The 20,074-nt window shown below is 69.6% G+C and carries 24 protein-coding genes; 10 read left to right on the plus strand and 14 right to left on the minus strand.

What is annotated here, in order from left to right:
- Positions 1 to 130: 130 nt before the first annotated feature.
- Together AB0M82_RS40815 and AB0M82_RS40820 are read right to left on the minus strand one after the other, a co-directional pair.
- Positions 131 to 712: an HhH-GPD-type base excision DNA repair protein gene (locus tag AB0M82_RS40815; RefSeq protein ID WP_364734243.1), complete on the minus strand. Its 582-nt coding sequence runs from the start codon at positions 710 to 712 to the stop codon at positions 131 to 133.
- A 62-nt stretch (positions 713 to 774) separates the two neighbouring features.
- Positions 775 to 1,551 (minus strand): AraC family transcriptional regulator, encoded by a 777-nt coding sequence (locus tag AB0M82_RS40820; RefSeq protein WP_364734245.1) that lies wholly within the window; start codon positions 1,549 to 1,551, stop codon positions 775 to 777.
- 50 nt (positions 1,552 to 1,601) lie between these two features.
- Between AB0M82_RS40820 and AB0M82_RS40825 the strand changes: the two genes are divergently transcribed.
- Positions 1,602 to 2,015 carry a DUF2000 domain-containing protein gene (locus tag AB0M82_RS40825; protein ID WP_364734248.1) on the plus strand — a complete coding sequence of 138 codons (414 nt, stop codon included), beginning with the start codon at positions 1,602 to 1,604 and terminating at the stop codon, positions 2,013 to 2,015.
- A gap of 84 nt (positions 2,016 to 2,099) precedes the next feature.
- A complete protein-coding gene (locus tag AB0M82_RS40830) occupies positions 2,100 to 2,588 on the plus strand; it encodes a hypothetical protein (protein WP_364734250.1) in 489 nt (162 codons plus the stop codon).
- A 1-nt stretch (position 2,589) separates the two neighbouring features.
- On the opposite strand, the gene AB0M82_RS40835 is transcribed toward AB0M82_RS40830, so the two are convergent.
- From AB0M82_RS40835 to AB0M82_RS40845, 3 genes are read right to left on the minus strand one after another with little or no spacing between them, the layout of a single operon-like run.
- Positions 2,590 to 3,204 carry a class I SAM-dependent methyltransferase gene (locus AB0M82_RS40835; protein ID WP_364734252.1) on the minus strand — a complete coding sequence of 205 codons (615 nt, stop codon included), beginning with the start codon at positions 3,202 to 3,204 and terminating at the stop codon, positions 2,590 to 2,592.
- Between the two features lie 9 nt (positions 3,205 to 3,213).
- Complete coding sequence (locus AB0M82_RS40840) at positions 3,214 to 3,594, minus strand: DUF2203 domain-containing protein (RefSeq protein ID WP_364734255.1); 381 nt, start codon at positions 3,592 to 3,594, stop codon at positions 3,214 to 3,216.
- A gap of 25 nt (positions 3,595 to 3,619) precedes the next feature.
- A complete protein-coding gene (locus tag AB0M82_RS40845) occupies positions 3,620 to 4,150 on the minus strand; it encodes a hypothetical protein (RefSeq protein WP_364734258.1) in 531 nt (176 codons plus the stop codon).
- A gap of 256 nt (positions 4,151 to 4,406) precedes the next feature.
- On the opposite strand from AB0M82_RS40845, the gene AB0M82_RS40850 reads away from it, so the two are divergent.
- Both AB0M82_RS40850 and AB0M82_RS40855 read left to right on the plus strand, forming a co-directional pair.
- Positions 4,407 to 5,630: an NADP-dependent isocitrate dehydrogenase gene (locus AB0M82_RS40850; RefSeq protein ID WP_364734260.1), complete on the plus strand. Its 1,224-nt coding sequence runs from the start codon at positions 4,407 to 4,409 to the stop codon at positions 5,628 to 5,630.
- 198 nt (positions 5,631 to 5,828) lie between these two features.
- A complete protein-coding gene (locus tag AB0M82_RS40855) occupies positions 5,829 to 6,122 on the plus strand; it encodes an SH3 domain-containing protein (RefSeq protein WP_364734263.1) in 294 nt (97 codons plus the stop codon).
- Here the strand turns inward: AB0M82_RS40855 and AB0M82_RS40860 are convergent, their stop codons facing one another.
- The 3 genes from AB0M82_RS40860 to AB0M82_RS40870 form a co-directional block, all read right to left on the minus strand.
- On the minus strand, positions 6,123 to 6,671 hold the full coding sequence (locus AB0M82_RS40860) for a permease (RefSeq protein ID WP_364734266.1): 549 nt from the start codon (positions 6,669 to 6,671) through the stop codon (positions 6,123 to 6,125). It lies immediately after the preceding gene.
- Positions 6,672 to 6,753: 82 nt separating this feature from the next.
- Complete coding sequence (locus AB0M82_RS40865; protein WP_364734268.1) at positions 6,754 to 7,338, minus strand: WHG domain-containing protein; 585 nt, start codon at positions 7,336 to 7,338, stop codon at positions 6,754 to 6,756.
- A gap of 435 nt (positions 7,339 to 7,773) precedes the next feature.
- The gene (locus AB0M82_RS40870; RefSeq protein ID WP_364734271.1) at positions 7,774 to 8,538 is read right to left on the minus strand and encodes an MBL fold metallo-hydrolase; all 765 of its coding nucleotides are present in this window, start codon (positions 8,536 to 8,538) and stop codon (positions 7,774 to 7,776) included.
- A gap of 272 nt (positions 8,539 to 8,810) precedes the next feature.
- Here AB0M82_RS40870 and AB0M82_RS40875 point away from each other — a divergent pair, with 272 nt between their 5' ends.
- From AB0M82_RS40875 to yhjD, 4 genes are all read left to right on the plus strand, one after another.
- Positions 8,811 to 9,617 carry an exodeoxyribonuclease III gene (locus tag AB0M82_RS40875; protein WP_364734273.1) on the plus strand — a complete coding sequence of 269 codons (807 nt, stop codon included), beginning with the start codon at positions 8,811 to 8,813 and terminating at the stop codon, positions 9,615 to 9,617.
- A 316-nt stretch (positions 9,618 to 9,933) separates the two neighbouring features.
- On the plus strand, positions 9,934 to 10,287 hold the full coding sequence (locus tag AB0M82_RS40880; RefSeq protein WP_364734276.1) for a hypothetical protein: 354 nt from the start codon (positions 9,934 to 9,936) through the stop codon (positions 10,285 to 10,287).
- Positions 10,288 to 10,333: 46 nt separating this feature from the next.
- Positions 10,334 to 11,368 (plus strand): tryptophan--tRNA ligase, encoded by a 1,035-nt coding sequence (gene trpS, locus AB0M82_RS40885; protein WP_364734279.1) that lies wholly within the window; start codon positions 10,334 to 10,336, stop codon positions 11,366 to 11,368.
- Between the two features lie 51 nt (positions 11,369 to 11,419).
- A complete protein-coding gene (yhjD, locus tag AB0M82_RS40890; protein ID WP_364734281.1) occupies positions 11,420 to 12,427 on the plus strand; it encodes an inner membrane protein YhjD in 1,008 nt (335 codons plus the stop codon).
- A gap of 23 nt (positions 12,428 to 12,450) precedes the next feature.
- On the opposite strand, the gene AB0M82_RS40895 is transcribed toward yhjD, so the two are convergent.
- A complete protein-coding gene (locus AB0M82_RS40895; protein ID WP_364734284.1) occupies positions 12,451 to 13,692 on the minus strand; it encodes a D-alanyl-D-alanine carboxypeptidase family protein in 1,242 nt (413 codons plus the stop codon).
- Between the two features lie 43 nt (positions 13,693 to 13,735).
- Between AB0M82_RS40895 and AB0M82_RS40900 the strand changes: the two genes are divergently transcribed.
- A complete protein-coding gene (locus AB0M82_RS40900; RefSeq protein ID WP_364734287.1) occupies positions 13,736 to 13,963 on the plus strand; it encodes a hypothetical protein in 228 nt (75 codons plus the stop codon).
- A 73-nt stretch (positions 13,964 to 14,036) separates the two neighbouring features.
- Positions 14,037 to 15,425 carry a S8 family serine peptidase gene (locus AB0M82_RS40905; RefSeq protein WP_364734289.1) on the plus strand — a complete coding sequence of 463 codons (1,389 nt, stop codon included), beginning with the start codon at positions 14,037 to 14,039 and terminating at the stop codon, positions 15,423 to 15,425.
- 60 nt (positions 15,426 to 15,485) lie between these two features.
- Here AB0M82_RS40905 and AB0M82_RS40910 read toward each other — a convergent pair whose 3' ends face one another.
- The 5 genes from AB0M82_RS40910 to sdhC all read right to left on the minus strand — a co-directional run bounded on the left by AB0M82_RS40910 (position 15,486) and on the right by sdhC (position 20,026).
- Complete coding sequence (locus AB0M82_RS40910) at positions 15,486 to 16,454, minus strand: hypothetical protein (protein ID WP_364734292.1); 969 nt, start codon at positions 16,452 to 16,454, stop codon at positions 15,486 to 15,488.
- A 161-nt stretch (positions 16,455 to 16,615) separates the two neighbouring features.
- Complete coding sequence (locus tag AB0M82_RS40915; RefSeq protein WP_364734295.1) at positions 16,616 to 17,383, minus strand: succinate dehydrogenase iron-sulfur subunit; 768 nt, start codon at positions 17,381 to 17,383, stop codon at positions 16,616 to 16,618.
- A complete protein-coding gene (sdhA, locus tag AB0M82_RS40920; protein ID WP_364734297.1) occupies positions 17,383 to 19,137 on the minus strand; it encodes a succinate dehydrogenase flavoprotein subunit in 1,755 nt (584 codons plus the stop codon). The genes AB0M82_RS40915 and sdhA overlap by 1 nt, the downstream gene beginning before the upstream one ends.
- 27 nt (positions 19,138 to 19,164) lie before the next feature.
- Entirely contained in the window at positions 19,165 to 19,581 is a 417-nt protein-coding gene (locus AB0M82_RS40925; protein WP_364734299.1) for a succinate dehydrogenase hydrophobic membrane anchor subunit, read from the minus strand.
- 1 nt (position 19,582) lies between these two features.
- Positions 19,583 to 20,026 carry a succinate dehydrogenase, cytochrome b556 subunit gene (sdhC, locus tag AB0M82_RS40930; protein WP_364734301.1) on the minus strand — a complete coding sequence of 148 codons (444 nt, stop codon included), beginning with the start codon at positions 20,024 to 20,026 and terminating at the stop codon, positions 19,583 to 19,585.
- Between the last annotated feature and the right edge of the window lie 48 nt (positions 20,027 to 20,074).

The raw sequence follows: 20,074 nt of genomic DNA on the forward strand, positions 1-20,074 counted from the left end.
CGGCGGCGGTCGCGGCGGTCGCGGCCGCGTTCCCCGGCGATCCGGTGGTCGGCTACGAATACGGCGAGGCCTTGGCAGTGGCACTGTCCCACGGCGCGGAACCGCTCGGGCCGCTACGCGTGTGGGTGCGTTAGTTCGCGGCGACCGCGGCCTTGGCGGCCTTCTTGAACGCGCGGACCTCGGCCAGGGTTTCGGCGTTGGTGACGTCGGCGATGGAGCGCCGTGAGCCGCGGTCGCCGTACGCGCCGGCCGCTTCGCGCCAGCCCTTCGGCGCGACCCCGCGCTGCTTGCCCAGCAGGGCCAGGAAGATCTTCGCCTTCTGCTCACCGAAGCCGGGCAGCGCCTTCAGCCGCTTCAGGACTTCGGGGCCGTCGGGCTTCGGGCGCCCGTCGAGCCAGATGCCCTCGGTGCGGCCGTCGTAGTGCTCGATGATGTGCTGCGCGAGCGCGTGCACGCGGCGGGCCATCGAACCGCCGTAGCGGTGGATGGCCGGCGGCACCACACACATCTCGACGAACGCCTCGACGTCGGTCGCGGCGATCTTCGCGAGGGAGAACCCGTCCATCCGGTCGGCGATCTTCCGCGGACCGGCGAACGCGTGCTCCATCGGATACTGCTGGTCCAGGAGCATCCCGACGAGCAGGGCGAACGGGTCGTCGTTGAGCAGCTTGTCTGCGGCCGGGTCGCCGGTCAGGTGCAGTTCGCGCAGCATGCCGTCATCTTGACACAACTTCCTTCGCCGGCAGATGGGCGATGACCAGCGCCGCCGCCGCGTCAACGGGTTTTCGAGTACCGCGACGGCGTCGTGCCGAGGTAGCGCTTGAAGTGCCGGGTCAGGTGGGCCTGGTCGGTGAACCCGGCCGCGGCGGCGACGTCGGCGGCCGGGGCGCCGTCGAGCAGCAGACGGCGCGCGCGGTCGACGCGGCGGCCGGTCAGGTAGCGGTGCGGTGGCAGGCCGAACCGCGCCCCGAAGCAGCGGACGAGGTACGCGGGGTGCGCGCCGAGCGTCTCGGCGGCTTCGGCCAGCGTCAGCGCTTCGGGGAGCTTCGCGTCGAGGAGGTCTTTCAGGTCGTCCGCGAGGCCGCGCTTCGGTTCGGGTGAAGCCGGCCGTCCCAGGTGGGTGCGCAGCCGGTCGGCGACCAGCACGAGCCGGCTCTCGGCCTCGAGCGCGTCGCCCGGTTCGGCCAGTGCCTCGTGGAGCTGGTGGACCCGAGTGCGCAGCAGGCCGTCGGCGACGCTCGGCCGGTCGACCGCCGCGCCGACGAGGTCCTCGCCCAGCACGGACGTGTCCAGGTAGAGCACGCGCTTGCGGAAGCCGTGGCTGGTCGCGGCCCGCCCGTCGTGCGCGACGTTCGGCGGCAGCAGCGTCACGGCCGGGCCGAGCGCGCCGTGGTGGTGGCGGTCGAGGTCGTACCGGATGACGCCGTCGTCGACGATCAGCAGCGTCCACGTGTCGTGCGTGTGGAGCGGGTAGGCGTGGGTGGTGAACCGCGCGTGGAAGACCTCGGCGATCCCCGGGACCGCCGGCCGCCAAGCTTCCACGTGGGCCATGTCAAGAACGTACAAGACGCGGTGGTGGTGGCCGGGCGAGTCTTCGGGGCATGACTTCCTTCGACACGAAGATCGCCGTCCTGCTCCGCGACGACCTGGCGTCCTGGCAGCGGCTGAACGTCACCGCGTTCCTGGTGAGCGGCATCGCCCACGTGACGCCCGAGCTGATGGGCGAGCCGTACTTCGACGCGGACGACACGGAGTACCTGCCGATGTTCGGCCAGCCGGTGCTGGTTTTCTCGGGCGGCGCGGACGTCCTGACCGCGGCGCACGGCCGGGCACTGGGCCGCGGACTGCGGATTTCGATCTTCACCGACGAGCTGTTCCACACGGGCAACGACGCGGACAACCGGGCCGCGGTCCGTGCGGTGCCGGGCGAGAAGCTGGCCCTGGCGGGGTTGGCGGTGCACGGACCGAAGAACGCGGTGGACAAGATCTTCAAGGGGGCATCGCTGCACCGGTGAGTGAAAACCCACTGTCCGGCCGTAGCCCGCGCTGGCACCATGATCGGTGGTGCCGCGGAAGGCGGCCCGGAATGGGGAGGTTCCGTGAATTCACTTCGTCGTGCCTGCGTGGTCTTGTCGGCGGCGGCCGGGTTGGGCTTGGCGCTCGTGCCGGTCGCTTCGGCGGACCCGGTGCAGACGGTCGCCTACACCTCGGAAGAGGGGGCCTGGCCGCTGCAGGGCAGTGCCCAGTACGCGGCGCCAGGCGACGAGATCGCCGTGTGGGAGTACGACGGCAGGCTGAAGATCGACGTCCAGTCGGGCCTGAAGGACCTGCGCGTCGAGTTGAGCGCCCCGGCGGGGGAGGCCCTGCACACCGGGACGTACACGGGCGCGCGCTTCCGCGGCCAGAGCGACCCGGCGCTGAGCACACCGGGGATCTTCGTGGTCAGTGGCAACTTCGGCTGCGGCGACGACTACGCGGACTTCACGATCGACCGGCTCGACGCCACGGGGGTGGACGTCACGTTCGTCCAGCACTGCGGCAGCCCGGACGGCCCGGCCACCCACGGCGAGGTCCACTTCACGGCCTGAGTCACGGGGCCGTCGCGTGCACGACGAAGACGCTTCGGACGCGGTCGCCGTCGTCGACGGTGAACGTCTTCGCCGAAACGTCCACGAAGTCCTTCGCCAGCGCGGCGGCCCCGGCTTCGTCGTGCGGAAAGTCGAGGTCCCGCGGCACGAAAGGCGCGAACTCCCCGGACGGCTTGAACCGAGCCCCCGACACCACCGAGAACGCCAGCCGCCCGCCCGGCCGCAGCACGCGCAGCCAGTCCGGGAACGCCTCGGCCCCCAGGAAGTGCAGCGAGGACGCGCAGAGCACGACGTCGGCCGAGTGGTCCTCGGCGGGCATCGGCACCGCGGGCGCCACCCGCCACGAGATCAGCCCCGAAGGATCCAGCTCCGGCGCCTTCGCCTCGGCCTTCGCGAGCATCGCCGGCGACAGGTCGACGGCCAGCACGCGAGCCGGCTTCAGCCGCAACGCCGCGTACGCCGCGAAGCCGGTCCCGGTGGCGACGTCGAGGACCAGCTCCGGGCCCTCGGGTAGCGGCGCGACCAGCGCGTCCGCCACTGCCGCGTGAAAGGTGGGGTCTTCGTCGTAGTGCTCGGCCGTGCCGTCGAAGAAGGCGGCCCTGGAGTCGTGGTCCACCGACTCAACCTAGCCGGGGCCGCCAGCGGTTTTCAGCGGACGACGGCCCGCGAAGCCGAGATCGGCGCGGTGGTACCAGCCCAGCTCGAGGTCGCCTTCGAGCCAGCACAGCAGCACGTCGGTGCCGTCGAGCTCGGCCGGGAAGTCGACCAGCAGCGGTGCGAACCCCTTGAGCTCGGCGCCGGTGCGCTGCACCGTCGTCATCAGGTCGTCGAGGCGGGCCTGAGCGGCCTTCCACTCCGGCAGCCCGCCGAGGTCGGTGGCCCGGCCACCCGGGCGCAGCGATGCCGCGAGCTCGGCCGCGTCGGCGCGGACGCGCACCAGCTCGTCGAGGACCGGCCGCAGCCGCGCCAGTTCGTCGCGTGCCTCCGCGACGGTGAACAGTCCCATCCGCCGATGATCTCACCGGCGTGCGTCAGGCGGCGCGCCGCCGCCGGACCAGTGCGTTGGCCAGGCCGCTGCCGACGAGCAGGAAGCCGACGCCGAGCAGCCCGCCGATGAAGAGGAAGTCCATGACGCCGTACGCGATGTCGCTCTTCGGCATCAGGTTCACCAGCCGGAAGCCCCATTCGGGCACGGCCATCGCGGCGACGCCGGGCAGCACGCCGTAGATCAGCCCGCCCAGGATCGGGCCGACCGCCGACAACGCGCCGAACGCGGCGACGACCAGCAGCAGGATCGCCCCGCCGGCCAGCAGCGCGATGCCGAGCGGGTCGCGGTTGGTGCTGAGCGTGGCCTGGATGAGCTGCTGCTGGCGCAGGCCGCCCCAGCTCAGGAGGCCCAGGGCGACCGGTGTGAGCACGAGCCCGCCGAGCGCGCTGACCACGTGCGAGCTACCCCGGCGCGGCCGCTCGTCGGGCGCGACGGCGGGGGTCTCCTCGTACTCGTCATAACCCTCGTAGTCGTCGTAGGTCTCGTCGTGGTCGGCGTACCGATGAGTCGTCATGGCCGGTCACCTCCCTCATGCTGGGTTCACGGGTGGCATCGTGCCTTGGTTCACCGCCGAGCGCGACTGTCACTCGGTGAGCGGTCGGATCGCTGAGCAGCGGGTCCCGCCCGGTGATCCCCGCCACAAACGGCCGGGGGAGACTTGATACCGACCACTACGGGACCCAGCCGGCTCCGTCAAGCAGTACGCTTGTACCGCTACCGGCGAGACGTATGAAGCAACGCGAAGATCCGCGGAAGGAGCACCGCTGCTCATGGCCAAGATCAAGGTCCAGGGCACCGTCGTCGAACTCGACGGCGATGAGATGACCCGCATCATCTGGCAGTTCATCAAGGACAAGCTGATCCACCCGTACCTGGACGTGAACCTGGACTACTACGACCTGGGTATCGAGGAGCGGGACCGCACCGACGACCAGGTCACGATCGACTCCGCGAACGCCATCAAGAAGCACGGCGTCGGCGTCAAGTGCGCCACGATCACGCCCGACGAGGCGCGGGTCGAGGAGTTCGGCCTCAAGAAGATGTGGCTGTCGCCCAACGGCACCATCCGCAACATCCTCGGCGGCGTGATCTTCCGCGAGCCGATCGTCATCCAGAACATCCCGCGGCTGGTGCCGACGTGGACGAAGCCGATCATCATCGGCCGGCACGCCCACGGCGACCAGTACAAGGCGACCAACTTCAAGGTCCCGGGCCCGGGCACGCTGACCATCAGCTACACCCCGGACGACGGCTCCGAGCCGATGGAGTTCGAGGTCGCGAAGTTCCCCGAGGGCGGCGGCGTCGCGATGGGGATGTACAACTTCAAGAAGTCCATCGAGGACTTCGCGCGCGCCTCGCTGCAGTACGGCCTCGACCGCGGGCTCCCGGTCTACCTCTCCACCAAGAACACCATCCTCAAGGCCTACGACGGCCAGTTCAAGGACGTGTTCGAGGAGATCTACCAGAGCGAGTTCAAGGCCGACTTCGACGCCAAGGGCATCTCCTACGAGCACCGCCTGATCGACGACATGGTCGCCGCGGCGATGAAGTGGGAGGGCGGCTACGTCTGGGCGTGCAAGAACTACGACGGTGACGTCCAGTCCGACACGGTCGCCCAGGGCTTCGGCTCGCTCGGCCTGATGACGTCGGTGCTGCGCACGCCGGACGGCCGGACCGTCGAGGCCGAGGCCGCGCACGGCACGGTCACCCGGCACTACCGCCAGCACCAGCAGGGCAAGCCGACGTCGACCAACCCGATCGCGTCGATCTACGCCTGGACCCGTGGTCTCGAGCACCGCGGCAAGCTGGACGGCAACCAGGAGCTGATCGGCTTCGCGAACAAGCTGGAGCAGGTCGTCGTCGAGACCGTCGAGAGCGGTCAGATGACGAAGGACCTGGCGCTGCTCATCAGCAAGGACCAGCCGTTCCAGACGACCGAGGAGTTCCTCGCGACGCTGGACGACAACCTGGCCAAGAAGATCGCCCAGGGCTGAGTTTCCGGCATTTCCGCGTGAAAGCCCCCTTCCGGTTCGCCGGAAGGGGGCTTTTCGCGTGTTCACGCACTGTCACGACGAGTGACTCCGTTGGCGCCTCCGGGTGGTTGCGGCATCCAGGGGTGTCGGTGCGGGTAAAGGATTGCCTAACCTTGTCGTGGACGGGATTCGCAGTTGGAGGAAGGCGTGGTCCTCGGAATGTCGAAGAAGACCCTTGTCATCGGCGCCATCATCGCGGTCATCGTCATTTACGCGTTGAACACGAACAAGCAGGCCGCGGGTGCGTCGGCCACCGGCTGCAAGGTGACGGTGACCGCGGATGTCCTCAACGCCCGCGAGACGGCCGACGGCAACGCCAAGATCGTCGGCAAGTACCTGCGTGACGCCCAGTTCGACGCCCTGCCCGGCGTGCAGAACGGCTTCCGGAAGGTGGCCGACGACAAGTGGGTGGCCGCCGCGTTCACCGAGCCGGTCTCGGGTTCCGCCTGCTGATCAGACGCCCAGGAGGTCGGCCGCCAGGGTGACGACGCCGAACGCGGCGGCCGACAGGCCCAGTGTGCGGGCGCGTTTCGGGTCGCGTTTCGCCGCGGCGCGCCAGTAGAGCCCGATGCCGACGGCCAGCATCAGCAGTTCGACGACGGCCGAGACGGCGGACAGCCGCCAGAGCCCGAAGCCGAACGTGGGCAGGTCGCCCGCGTTGCCGGGCAGGATCGGCAGGTCGGCGCGGTGCACCACGAGGTCGAGCAGCCAGTGCGAGAACACGACGGCGCCCAGGACGAGGCCGGCTTCGCGGCCGAGCCGCCACGCCGCGACGGCGCCGAACACCGCGGCGAGGACGAGCGCGCCGACGAGGGAGTGCGTGTAGTCGGCGTGGATGACACCCCCGCCGTAGCCGGCGCCGTCGATCGTTTCGACGCCGCTCAGGTAGAGCGGGACGAACACGACGTCGAGCCAGGCCGTGGCCAGCATCAGGGTCCAGACGGGGATGGCGGGCCGGCCCGCCTTGACCGCGGCGGCCAGCCCGAAGTGCCCGGCGATCATCTGCGCTCCTCCGTCCAGGGGAAGCGGGCGTCGAGCACGCCCAGCCCGACGGTGAAGAGGAGGACAGCGAGGATGAAGGTCATCAGTGCTTCTTCTGCTTTCTTGCGTAGTCGGTGATGCCTTGGACCAGCATGGTTTTGAGGACTTCGAAGCTCTGGCCGACGTCTTCGGGGCGGCCGAAGCCGCCGGACGCTTCGAGTTCGGCGAAGCCGTGAACGGCGGCGCGGAGGCAGCGGGTCGCGTGCACGGCCTGCGCGTGGTCGAAGCCGAAGGGCCGTAGGACGGCGAAGGCGACTTCGGCGACGGCGTGAGTCGCGGTGCTCAGTTCGGCGTCGCCGCGGTCCGGGGCGGTGGCAAGCGCTTGCGTGCGGCGCGGGTGGCGTCGCAGGTAGGCGCGGTAGGCATCGGCGAGCGCGGCGACGGCGTCGGCGCCTTCGCGGCCGGTCGCGGCGGTGCGCAGGGTTTCGGTCATCTCCCGGACGACGCGGAGGTCGATCAGGCGGCGGAGGTCGGCGAGGCCCTTGACGTGCTTGTAGAGCGACGGTGCGGCGACGCCGGCGCGTTCGGCGATCTTGGCGAGGGTCAGGGCTTCCGGGCCGGATTCGTCGACGATCTCGAGAGCGAGGGCGACCACCGCTTCGGTCGTGAGGCCTGCTCTAGGAGACATGGGCTCGGCGGCTACTTGGCATAGCTTGAAAGCTAATAGACATAGCTTGTGGCGTCAAGGCGCCGTTTTTGTCGGTGGGTGCTGCTAGAACTGATCAGGTCGGAAAGCGCAGGTCGGCGGTGGGGTCGCCGGGGAAGGAGGAGACGCCTGAGGGTGGGCGACAACTGAATGCGGCACGGGCGCGGATGGTGTCCGCGGGGTCTCCAGGGGGAGTTCCGCGGGCGAAGCGGCCGGGCGGCGTGCGGATCGGACGGTGCTGGGAGGTCGAGTCCGGAGGCCACGCTTCGACGGGGGTCGGAGTGTGGTGGCGGGGGTCTTCGTGGGTCGCGCTTCGACGGGGGTTGAGGCGCGGCGGTGGGATCTTCGTGGGTCGCGCTTCGACGGGGGTCGGGGCGTGGTGGTGGGGATCCTCGGTGGGTTGCGTTTCGACGGGGGTCAGAGCGCGACGATGAGGTCCTCTTCGGCGATCAGCACCTCGCCGCCGAACTCGGTGCCGGCTTCGGCGGCGGCCGCGGCGCGGTCGGTGCCGGGCCAGAAGTGGGTCAGCATGAGCCGGCGCGCTCCGGCTCGTGCCGCCCAGTGGCCCGCCTCCGCGGCGGTCATCAGGTAGCGGGGCTCTCCCTCCGGCGGTGGGGTGCGGAGGGTGGCGTCGCAGATGACCAGGTCCGCGTCGCGGGCGAGGTCGGCCAGCAGCGGCGACGGTCCCGTGTCGCCGGTGTAGGCCACCGTCAGCCCGGGCGCGCTGAGGCGCACGCCGAAGTTCGGCACGTGGTGCGGGAGCGGGTGCGTCGTCAGGCGGAACGGGCCCACGTCGGCCGGCTCGCCGAGGTCGTGCACGTCGAACAGCTCCGCCGGATGAGGCCGTGGTTCCATCGCTTCGAGCCGCCGGACGGTCCCGGGCGTGCAGTGCAACGGCAACCGCGGCGGGTCGCCGGGTGCGTTCGCCTGGACGGTGTAGTGCCAGGCCCGCCCGAGCGCGCTCACGTCGGCGCAGTGGTCGGGATGCTCGTGCGTCACGACGACGGCGTCGGGCAGCCGGTCCGGGCAGTGCGCGAACAACCGCGAGGCGGCGCCGTACCCGAGGTCGAGAACGACGCGGAAGCCCTGGTGCGACAACAGGAACCCGGCACACGCCCGGCCGGGCTCCGGCCAGGCACCGCAACTGCCGAGCACGGTCAGCCGGCCGACGGCATCATCCATGCGCGGCAGTCTGGCAGAGCAGGTGCCGCCACTAGCACCGATTTTCGCCGGCCCTGTGGTGCCCAGCCCTGTGGAGTCAGCCTCGCGGCGCCGCCCCGGCCGCACGGCGCCGGCCACCCGCACGGTTTCGTCCGACCCGCGGTGCCGCCCCCACGGCGCCGGGCGACCCGCACGGTCGCGCCGGCCCCACAGCGCTGGCCACTCGCGCCCGAATACCGCCCAACCCGCGCGACCCGGCAGCGGCGGCGACCACCCTCACCCCGGCCGGTAGCGTGCACCGCGTGCTGACCGTCTCCACCGTGAACGTCAACGGCCTGCGGGCCGCCGCCAAGAAGGGCTTCGTCGAGTGGCTCGCCACCACGAAGGCCGACGTCGTCGCCTGCCAGGAGGTGCGCGCCGAAGCGAGTCAGCTGCCCGCCGAGGTTGTCGAGCCCGAAGGCTGGTTCGCGGTGCACGCTCCCTCGGCCGTCAAGGGGCGCAACGGCGTCGCCATCTACAGCCGTGTCGAGCCCGGGGAGGTTCGCGTCGGCTTCGGGGAGCCCGAGTTCGAGGACAGCGGGCGCTACCTCGAGGTGCACCTCCCGAACGTCGTCGTCGCGAGCCTCTACCTGCCCAGCGGGGACGTCGGCACCGAACGCCAAGCGGAAAAAGAACGCTTCATGGCCGCCTTCCTGCCCTACCTCGTCGAGCTGCGGGCGAAGGCCGCCGCGGCCGGGCGGGAGGTGGTGGTCGTCGGGGACTGGAACATCGCCTACGACACCGTCGACCTCAAGAACTGGCGCGGCAACCGCAAGAACTCCGGCTTCCTGCCCGAGGAACGCGAGTGGCTCGGCCGCGTCTACACCGAGGCGGGCTACACCGACGTGCAGCGCCGCCTCGACCCCGAAGGCCCCGGCCCCTACACCTGGTGGTCCTACCGCGGCCAGGCCTTCGACAACGACTCCGGCTGGCGCATCGACTGCCAGCTCGCGACCCCCGGCCTCGCCGAGAAGGTCGTCGAAGTCGTGGTCGAACGCGCCGCGGCCTACGACCAGCGCTGGTCCGACCACGCGCCGGTCACCGCCACGTACGACATCTAGGCCACCCGGGCGGCGCGCTCGACCCGAACGACCGCCGCAGTCGACGACGTCCTGCGCAAGCTGCTCCGCGGACTCGATCCGGCGCGGTGACGCCAAAGGGGAGGCGAGGTGAACCGTGGGGTCGCCCGGACCGTGTTCACAGTTGGACGCTAGTCTCGGCGTTCGAGTCAGCCAGTACCGGCAGGTATTGACACGCTCGGTAGTTTTTTGACCAGTAGCACGCAGCGTCTCACTCGGTTGGGTGAGACTTTGGGTGAAAACACTGCGCTCGTCACTCGCGGGAGGCACTCCGGTGCGCAACCCAGGTCAACTCCTGATGCGGTCCACGCTGCGCGGGTTCCGCGCGGCCGTGGTGGTCGCGCTCGTCCCCGCCGGCCTGCTCTTGGCCGTCGGCGGGAGCGCGTCCGCCGACGTCATCACGACCGCGCGGGCCGACGGCAACGCGGAGAGCTTCGGCGTGCTCGGCCCCGTGGGCCTGGTCGCGGTCGCGCTCGGCATCGTCGGGATGACGCTGGGTGTGCTGCGCCAGCGCCGCAAGACCCGGTTGGCCGAGGCCGCCCCGGCCGTGCCGGAAGTGCCCGACCCGGTCACCGCGCTGGCCGAAGCCGTCCTCGGCGAGCCCGACGCCACGCCGACCCGCCCGTTCCTCACGTCGCGCCCGAACGCCTGAGGGCCCTCGGCGCCCACCGCGCGTCCCGGCCTGAAAGAATCCTGACGTGTCCGAAGAGCAGACCGTCGCAGCAGAGCGCCGCCCGCGGGTCCTGTCCGGGATCCAGCCCACCGCCGACTCGTTCCACCTCGGCAATTACCTCGGCGCGCTGCGCCAGTGGGTGCGGATGCAGGACACGCACGAAACGTTCTACTGCGTGGTCGACCTGCACGCGATCACCGTCGAGCAGGACCCGAAGGTGCTGCGGCAGCGCACTCGCGTCTCGGCCGCGCAGCTGCTCGCCATCGGCATCGATCCGCAGCGCAGCGCCCTGTTCGTGCAGAGCCACGTGCCGGAGCACGCCCAGCTGAGCTGGGTGCTGGAGTGCCAGACCGGCTTCGGCGAGGCCGGCCGGATGACCCAGTTCAAGGACAAGTCCGCGAAGCAGGGTGCCGACCGTTCGAGCGTCGGCCTGTTCACGTACCCGATCCTGCAGGCCGCCGACATCCTGCTGTACCAGGCCGACGCGGTCCCGGTCGGCGAGGACCAGCGCCAGCACCTGGAGCTGACGCGCAATCTCGCGCAGCGCTTCAACAACCGGCTGGGCAAGACGTTCACGGTGCCGGAGCCGTACATCATCAAGGACACGGCGAAGATCTACGACCTCCAGGACCCGACGGCCAAGATGAGCAAGTCGGCCTCCAGCGCGAACGGTCTCGTGGAGCTGCTGGACGACCCCAAGCGCTCGGCGAAGAAGATCCGCTCGGCGATCACCGACACCGGCCGCGAGGTGGTGTTCGACGCGGAGAACAAGCCGGGCGTTTCGAACCTGCTGACCATCTACTCGGCGCTCACCGAGCGCACGATCGCCGACCTCGAGGCCGCGTACGAGGGCAAGGGCTACGGCGACCTGAAGAAGGACCTCGCCGACGTGCTCGTCGAGTGGGTGACCCCCTTTCAGCGCCGGGCGCAGTCCTATTTGGACGATGTCGCGGAGCTCGACAAGGTCCTCGCCGCCGGCGCGGAACGGGCCCGTGAGGTGGCGTCGAAGACCCTGGCCAAGACCTACCAGCGGATCGGGTTCCTGCCCCCGGTCCGGTGAGGCCGGGGCGCTCGCGTTGCGGGAGTCACTCCGCGTGGTTAGCGTTTTACAGTGGCGAAAGAAGAGAAGGAAAAGCTCCTGCCGCGGTTGCGGCGGAAGTACCCGTGGCTCGATCACCTGATCCGGGCCAACGACGCCTTCACCGAGCGGTACGGCAACCACTACGCCGCAGCGATCACCTACTTCAGCGTGTTGTCCGTCATCCCGATCCTGATGGTCGCCTTCGCCATCGTCGGGCTGGCGGTCGGGAACGATCCGGACATCATCCGGCAGATCTCCGACGGCATCAAGAGATCCGTGCCCGGCGGTTTGCAGCCCCTCGTGACCGGCATCGTCGACGCCGCGCTGAAGTCGGGCAGCGGCGTCGGGATCTTCGGTCTGCTCATCGCCGCCTACTCCGGCATCGGCTGGATGGCGAACCTGCGTGACGCGCTCACCGCGCAGTGGGGCCAGGAGAAGCGGCATCAACCCATCGTCAAGACCACGCTCAAGGACCTGCTCGCCCTGGTCGGGCTCGGCGTCGCGCTCGTCGTGTCCTTCGCGCTCACCGCGGTCGGCGGCGGGGTCGGGCAGTTCCTGCTGGAATTCGTCGGCCTCGAGCAGCAGACCTGGGCGATCGTCCTGCTCCGCGGCGGGACCATCGTGCTCGGCCTGCTCGCCAACACCCTCGTCTTCCTCTGGGTGATCGCGCGCCTGCCCCGCGAACGCGCGGCGCTGCGCAGCGCCGTCAAGGGCGCCGTGTTCGCCGCCGTCGGGTTCGTCATCCTGCAGCAGGCCGCCACGCTCTACCTGGCCACCGTCACGAAGTCGCCGGCGTTCGCGCTGTTCGGGCCGGTCATCGGCCTCCTCGTGTTCGCGAACCTCGTCTCCCGCTTCCTCCTGCTCGTCACCGCGTGGACGGCGACGGCGACGGAGAACCAGCGCAAGGTCGTCGAACCCCCACCGCCGGTGCGGCTCGAACAGCACGTCACCGTGCGGCGCGGACCCGGCATGGGCGCCGTCGCGGGCGCGTTCGGCACCGGGGCCCTGCTCGCCTGGCTGGGCCGTCGCCGGTCCTGACGCCGGCCCGGACCCGGATTCCGCTAGCTCGCGGCCTTCTTGCGCTGGTGCCCGACGACGAACCCGCCGACGATGATCAGGAACACGACCAGTGTGATGATCCAGCCGGTGACGCCGAACGGGTCGTCCTTGGCGGGGGCCGCGGCCGAGGACGTCCCGCTGTTGCCGGTGCCGCCGTCGGCGAGCACGGACGAGTCGCCGCTCTCCGGCGTCGTCGCGGACCGGTAGGTGATCTGGCCGACCGCCTCGGCGCGGTCGTCCTCCAGCGCGAAGCCGTAGTCGAGCAGCTTCGCCGCCTGGTCGACCACCCTCGTCGGCTTCTGCTCGGCGCGCAGCATGACGACCGCCAGCCGCTTCCCTTTCCGCTGCGCCGCGCCGATGTAGGTGTGGCGGGCGTCGTTCGTGAAGCCGGTCTTGCCGCCGAGGAAGCCGGGGTAGACGCCGAGCAGCTTGTTGTCGTTGTAGATCGGGATGACCGGCTTGCCGCCGGTCGCCGGGATCTCGAAGTTCTTCGTCGCGATGACCTTCGCGAACTCCGGCTGCTTCATCGCGTAGTGGAAGATCAGGCTCACGTCGTAGGCCGAGGTCGACATGCCCGGCCCGTCGAGCCCCGACGGCGTCGCGGCGCGGGTGTCGAGCGCGCCGATGCGGGCCGCCGTCGCGTTCATCTTCGTCACCGTGGAGTCGACCCCGCCGAGCGCCGTCGCGAGCGCGTGCGCGGCGTCGTTGCCCGAGTGCATCAGCATGCCGTGCAGCAGCTGGTCGACGGTGTACCGGCCGCCGGCGACGAGGCCGACGCAGGTGCACTCCTGCTCCGCGTCCTCCTGCGTCGCGACGATCACCCGTTCAGGGTTCAGCTCGGTGAGGACGACCATCGCGAGCAGCGCCTTGATCAGCGACGCGGGCCGCTGCCGGGCGTGCGGGTCCTTCGCCGCGACGACGGCGCCGGTGTCGAGGTCCTGCACGACCCACGACGCCGCGGTGTTGCCGTCCGGCGGGTTGAGCGCTCCGTCCGGAGTGACCAGGCCGCACTCGGCCATCCGCGGGCCACCGACCGGGACCGCGGGCACCCCCAGCGGGGCGGGGGCCGCGCGGCCGGGGGCGGGCTTCTCCGACGTGTCGACCGCCGGCGGCGGGGCCTGGCGGTTCGCGCACGGTCCCGGCGGCGGCGCGGCGGCCGCCAGCGCCGGCGTGCTCAGGGCCAGGAGGGCGGTGGCGAGCGTCGTCGTGAAGACCTTGAGCGACCGGGAGACAGCGGAGTGCACCCACGCAATCTAGCGCCGCGGCCCGCGTCGCATACTCAGGGGCATGCGCATTTCGCGAGGCACCTCGCTGTTCCTGCTGGCCTTCGGCGTGTGGTCGTGGATCATCTGGATCACTTTCGCCAAGAACCTGTGGGACAGCGACCGATCCTGGACCCCAGCGGGCTCTCCGACCGCGTATTTCGTCGTGCACGCGGTGCTGACCGTCGTGTCGTTCGTGCTCGGCACGATCATCGGCGTGCTGGGCTGGCGCGGGGTGCGGGCCCGCGCCTGAGAAGTCCCCCTTTGGTCGGTGGCGCCCGGTATCGGCCTGGCTTAGGTTGGCGCCACCGAATACTGGAGGTGGCATGTCCCGTTCACGCCGTTTGGCGGCTCCGCTGGCACTGGCCGTGGCGGGTGGCCTGTTCGCCGCGCCGGCCGCCGAGGCCGCGCCGGCCGCCTGCGACACGACGAGCACGCCGTACACCTACGTCGTGACCTACCAGCCGGGTACGCGCGCTTCGACGGTCGACAAGGAGCTGGCCGCCAAGTGCGGCACGAAGGTGGCCTACTACGCCGAGATCGGCGTCGCGATCGCCAGCTCGCGCGACGCGGTCTTCCAGCAGAAGATCGGCGTCTACCGGGCGTACTCGGGCGGCAAGGACGTGGCCGGCCAGGCGTCGGCGCGTTCCTCGCTCGGTGCGGTGCGGACGCTGGAGGACACGCGGTCGACGGCCGCCGCCGGTGACGTGTCGGCGCAGCAGTGGGACATGAAGGCGATTCACGCGCCCGAGGCGAACAAGGTCTACCAGGGCAGCCGCGCGGTGACGGTCGGCGTGCTCGACTCGGGCATCGACGTGACTCACCCGGCCCTTCGCGCGGCGGTTTCCGCGTCCGCTTCGGCGGGCTGCCTCACCGGGGCGCCCGATGTTTCGCCGGCGTCGTGGGCGCCGACGACGTCGGACCACGGAACGCACGTGGCGGGCACGATCGCGGGCAAGGACCCGGCGGCGGGCTTCACGGGCGTCGCGCCGGGCGTGCGGCTGGCCTCGGTGAAGGTCGTCAACGACGCCGGCTACATCTTCCCGGAGTCGGCGGTGTGCGGGTTCGTGTGGGCGGCCAAGCACGGCTTCGCCGTGACGAACAACAGCTACTACATCGACCCGGGGATGTTCTACTGCCCGAAGCAGCCGGGCGACGCGGCGGCGTTCGAAGCGGTCCGCCGGGCGGTGGAGTACTCGACGCACCGCGGCGTGCTGAACGTGGCGGCGGCGGGCAACTCCGGCTTCGACACGACGGCGCAGACCACGGACCCCAACCGCCCGCACCCGGTGGATTCGACCTGCGGCATCCTGCCGAAGGCGATCGACGGGGTCATGAACGTGTCCTCGGTGGGCTACGCGGGCACGAAGTCGTCGTTCAGCAACTACGGTGCGATCGACGTGACGGCCCCGGGCGGCGACTTCTCGCAGACACCGCCCGACGGCGCCGGGCCCGCTTGCCCGCTGTCGACGGTGTTCGGCGGGCTCTACGGCTCGAAGTGCGGGACGTCGATGGCCTCGCCGCACGTGGCGGGGGTGGCGGCGCTGCTGGCGTCGCGGTTCCGCGGGGCGCCGCCTTGGTTGCTCGCCCAGCTGCTGGAGGGTGAGGCGGACGTGGTGAAGTGCGCGTCGACGGAGACGGCGTGCACGGGCCCGGCGAAGAACAATTCCTACTACGGACACGGCCTGGTCAACGCCCTGGACGCGGTCCGGTAGCCCCTCACCGTTTGTCCGTGAAGGCCACCTTGAGGGACTCAGAGTCCCTCAAGGTGGCCTTCACGCAGCTTCCTCACTCAGGAAGACCGCAGGCCGTGGGCGCATCGAGGCTTCCCGGTAGGCCGACTGGAGTTCTTCCAGAACGCTGTCCGGATCGTTCTCGACGCGCGACGGGAGGGTCTGGACCACAGTTATTCCGGTTGCCGCATATCGGTTGTTCCGGTGCAGTGTCTTCGCGTAGCCATCCCGGTAGAAGTGGAAGTCGACGGAGTCGATCTCCCAGGCCAACGCCACGTTGTCCCACCAACCGTCCGGGCGCCCGATGTACTTCCCCGACGCGTCGCAGATCGCCGGATTCCAATGGCTCGGTGGAACGGGCAATCGCCGGCTCAGCTGTCGGGCCCGCGCTTCGGCGATCGAGCGGAGATCGGCCCACTTCGTCAGCAGACGGCGTGGCATGGCGGTGCCGCGCTTCGTACCGCGATCCAGTTCTCTGCTGATCGCCTTGGGAGAGCACCGACCCCGCTGAACCGCCTCGATGAGGAGCCGGCCGATGGGTTCCTCGGCCCGTGTCCGCCTGACCGCGTCGGTCGTCGCGCGCACCAGTGGCGCGAGTGGAAGGCCGTCCCTCAGCCAGGGGCCTGGCAGCCTCACGGTGCGTTCGATCGTGACGAACTCGCTGCTGAGGATTTTCCGCTCATGAGGCACCAGCAGGTGTACTTCGGCCTCGGGGAACTCGGCGGGCACATGAAGGCCGTACTGTCGGCATGCCGCCGCTCCGGTGATCACGGCTTGGCTTCCGCCGTAGAGCAGCGCCGCGACGAGCTGCTCGCGCCGGGTCGGTTCGGTGTTGTGCAGCAGGATGATGCCGGGGAGCAGCCGTTGCCACGGGCCGCCGGGAAGGCATCGCCGGTAGATGACCCTGCTGCTCATTTCGAGCGACTCCAGGCTGACCGCCCGAATCACGCCTTCTCGGCTCAGTGCTTTCAGCAGTTCGGGATGCTGAGCCCATCTTCCCCTCTTCGGCATCTCCCGATGGTGCTGACCTTGTCCATACCGACGCCAGCCCCAAACCGCCAGCCTGTGGACAACCCACCTGATGTGGATAACTCTGGAAAGCCGTGAAGGCCACCTTGAGGGACTCAGCGTCCCTCAAGGTGGCCTTCACGGACTTGAAGCCGAGCCGAGCGTCAGACGCGCTTGAAGAGAAGGGCTCGCTTCACTTCCTGGATCGCCTTCGTGACCTGGATCCCGCGCGGGCAAGCGTCCGTGCAGTTGAACGTCGTGCGGCAGCGCCAAACGCCCTCGCCGTCGTTCAGGATGTCCAGGCGCTCCTCCGCGCCCTCGTCGCGCGAGTCGAAGATGAACCGGTGCGCGTTCACGATCGCCGCTGGGCCGAAGTACGAACCGTCGTTCCAGTACACCGGGCACGACGACGTGCAGCACGCGCACAGGATGCACTTCGTCGTGTCGTCGAACCGGTCGCGGTCCGCCTGGGACTGGATCCGCTCGCGCGTCGGCTCGTTGCCGTAAGTGATCAGATAGGGCTTGATGGCCCGGTAAGCCTCGAAGAACGGGTCCATGTCGACGTACAGGTCCTTCAACGTCGTCAGGCCCTTGATCGGGGCGATCGTGATCACGGTCGGCTTGCCGGACGACGACAGCAGGTCCTTCATCAGCACCTTGCAGGCCAGCCGGTTGATGCCGTTGATCTGCATCGCGTCGGACCCGCACACGCCGTGCGCGCAGGAGCGGCGGAACGCGAACGTGCCGTCGATGTAGTCCTTGACGTAGAACAGCAGGTTCAGCAGCCGGTCAGTGCGCTGCGCCGGGACGTCGTAGGACTCCCAGTGCGGCTCGTCGTCGATCTCCGGGTTGAACCGCAGGATCTTCAGCGTGACCGTGATCGGCGTGTGCTCGTCAGAAGCGACAGCCGACTCAGCAGTAGCGGTGGTCATCAGTACTTCCGCTCCATCGGTTCGTAGCGGGTGAAAGTCACGGGCTTGTAGTCGAGCCGGATGTCCGCGGACAGCCCGGCACCCTGCTTGTAGGCCATGGTGTGCCGCATGAAGTTCGTGTCGTCGCGGGTCGGGTAGTCCTCGCGGGCGTGGCCGCCGCGGGACTCCTTGCGCGCCAGCGCGCCCACCACGAGCACCTCGGCCAGCTCCAGAAGGAAGCCGAGCTCGACGGCTTCGAGCAGGTCGGTGTTGTACCGCTTGCCCTTGTCCGCCACGGTGATCCGCTGGTACCGCTCCTTCAGCGCCTGGACGTCGGTCAGCGCCTGCTTCAGCGTGTCCTCGGTCCGGTACACCGAAGCGTGCGAGTCCATCGTCTGCTGCATTTCCTTGCGGATGTCGGCGACGCGCTCGTCGCCGTGCTCGGAAAGCAGGCCGGCGAGCTGCGACTCGACCAGCGCCGTCGGGTTCTCCGGCAGCTCGACGTGCTCGTGCGCCAGCGCGTACTCCGCGGCGGCGAGGCCGGCGCGGCGGCCGAAGACGTTGATGTCGAGCAGCGAGTTCGTGCCGAGCCGGTTCGAGCCGTGCACGGACACGCACGCGACCTCGCCCGCGGCGTACAGGCCGGGGATGACGTTCTCGTTGTCCCGCAGTGCTTCGCCGTGGATGTTGGTCGGGATGCCGCCCATCACGTAGTGGCAGGTCGGGAAGACCGGCACCGGCTCCTTCACCGGGTCGACGCCCAGGTACGTCCGGGAGAACTCCATGATGTCCGGGAGCTTCGCGTTCAGCGTCTCCTCGGGGATGTGCGTGACGTCCAGGACGACGTAGTCCTTGTTCGGGCCGCACCCGCGGCCCTGCAGCACTTCCTGCACCATCGAGCGGGCGACGATGTCGCGCGGCGCGAGGTCCTTGATGGTGGGGGCGTAGCGCTCCATGAACCGCTCGCCGGAGGCGTTGCGCAGGATCCCGCCCTCGCCGCGGACGGCTTCGGAGATCAGGATGCCCAGGCCCGCGAGGCCGGTCGGGTGGAACTGGAAGAACTCCATGTCCTCCAGCGGGAGGCCCTTGCGGAAGATGATGCCGAGGCCGTCACCGGTGAGGGTGTGCGCGTTCGACGTCGTCTTGAAGATCTTGCCCGCGCCGCCGGTGGCCATCACGATCGACTTCGCCTGGAAGACGTGCAGCTCGCCGGTGGCCAGCTCGTAGGCGACGACGCCGGAGGCGACCGGGTTGCCGTTCTCGTCCTCGCTGGTGACGAGGTCGAGCACGTAGAACTCGTTGAAGAACTCCGTGCCGTACTTGACGCAGTTCTGGTACAGCGTCTGCAGGATCATGTGCCCGGTGCGGTCCGCGGCGTAGCAGGCGCGGCGGACCGCGGCCTTGCCGTGGTCACGCGTGTGCCCGCCGAAGCGGCGCTGGTCGATCTTGCCTTCGGGCGTGCGGTTGAACGGCAGGCCCATCTTCTCGAGGTCGAGGACCGCGTCGATGGCCTCCTTCGCCATGATCTCGGCGGCGTCCTGGTCGACCAGGTAGTCGCCGCCCTTGATCGTGTCGAAGGTGTGCCACTCCCAGTTGTCCTCTTCGACGTTCGCCAGCGCGGCGCACATGCCGCCCTGGGCCGCGCCGGTGTGGGACCGGGTCGGGTAGAGCTTGGTGAGGACCGCGGTGCGGGCGCGCTGGCCGGACTCGATGGCCGCGCGCATCCCGGCGCCGCCGGCGCCGACGATCACCACGTCGTACTTGTGGAACTGCATGGTGGGAGTTCTCCGAAGTAGGAACAGTCAGTTCGCGGGCATGTTCGGGTCGAAGGTGAAGATCACCATCGTGCCGACGGCCAGGATCAGCGCCATGGACACGTACAACAGGATCTTCAGCCAGAACCGCGTGCTGTCCTTGCGCGCGTAGTCGTCGATGATGGTGCGCAGCCCGTTGCCGCCGTGGATCTCGGCGAGCCAGAGCATCGAGAGGTCCCAGAACTGCCAGAACGGCGAGGCCCAGCGGCCGGCGACGAAGCCCCAGTTGATCCGGTGCACACCGCCGTCGAGGATGTTCATGATCAGCAGGTGGCCGAGCACCAGGATGATCAGCGCCAGCCCGGAGATCCGCATGAACAGCCAGCTGTAGAGCTCGAAGTTGCTCCGGCGGGCGGCGGGCCGCTTCGGGGAGCGGGGCTTGTCGAGGGCGAGCGACTCGGTCATGTCAGTTACCCCCGAAGAGCGTTTCGACGGTGCGCTTCATCATGAAGAACGCACCGGGGACCATCACGGCCACCCAGACGACGCCGATGACCCACAGCATCGCCTTCTGGACCTTCGGGCCCTTCGACCAGAAGTCGACCAGCATGACGCGGATGCCGTTGAGCGCGTGGAAGAGGACCGCGCCGACCAGGCCGACCTCGAGGAGGTTGACGATCGGGGTCTTGTAGGTCTCGATGACCTGGTCGTAGGTGTTCGGCGACACGCGCACCAGCGCGGTGTCGAGCACGTGCACGAACAGGAAGAAGAAGGTGAGCACGCCGGTGATGCGGTGCAGGACCCAGGACCACATTCCGGGGTCGCCCCGGTAGAAGGTCCCCTGCCGGCGCGAGGCACCCGCCCGATCGCTCGCCGCTGCCTGGGGGGCAGTGCTCGCCGTGGTGGACATCGGTGAACGGCCTCCAACGTCTGACTGTGCGCCCGGTGGCCATGAGGT

The sequence above is a fragment of the Amycolatopsis sp. NPDC051128 genome (assembly GCF_040682715.1).
Classification (GTDB): Bacteria; Actinomycetota; Actinomycetes; order Mycobacteriales; family Pseudonocardiaceae; genus Amycolatopsis.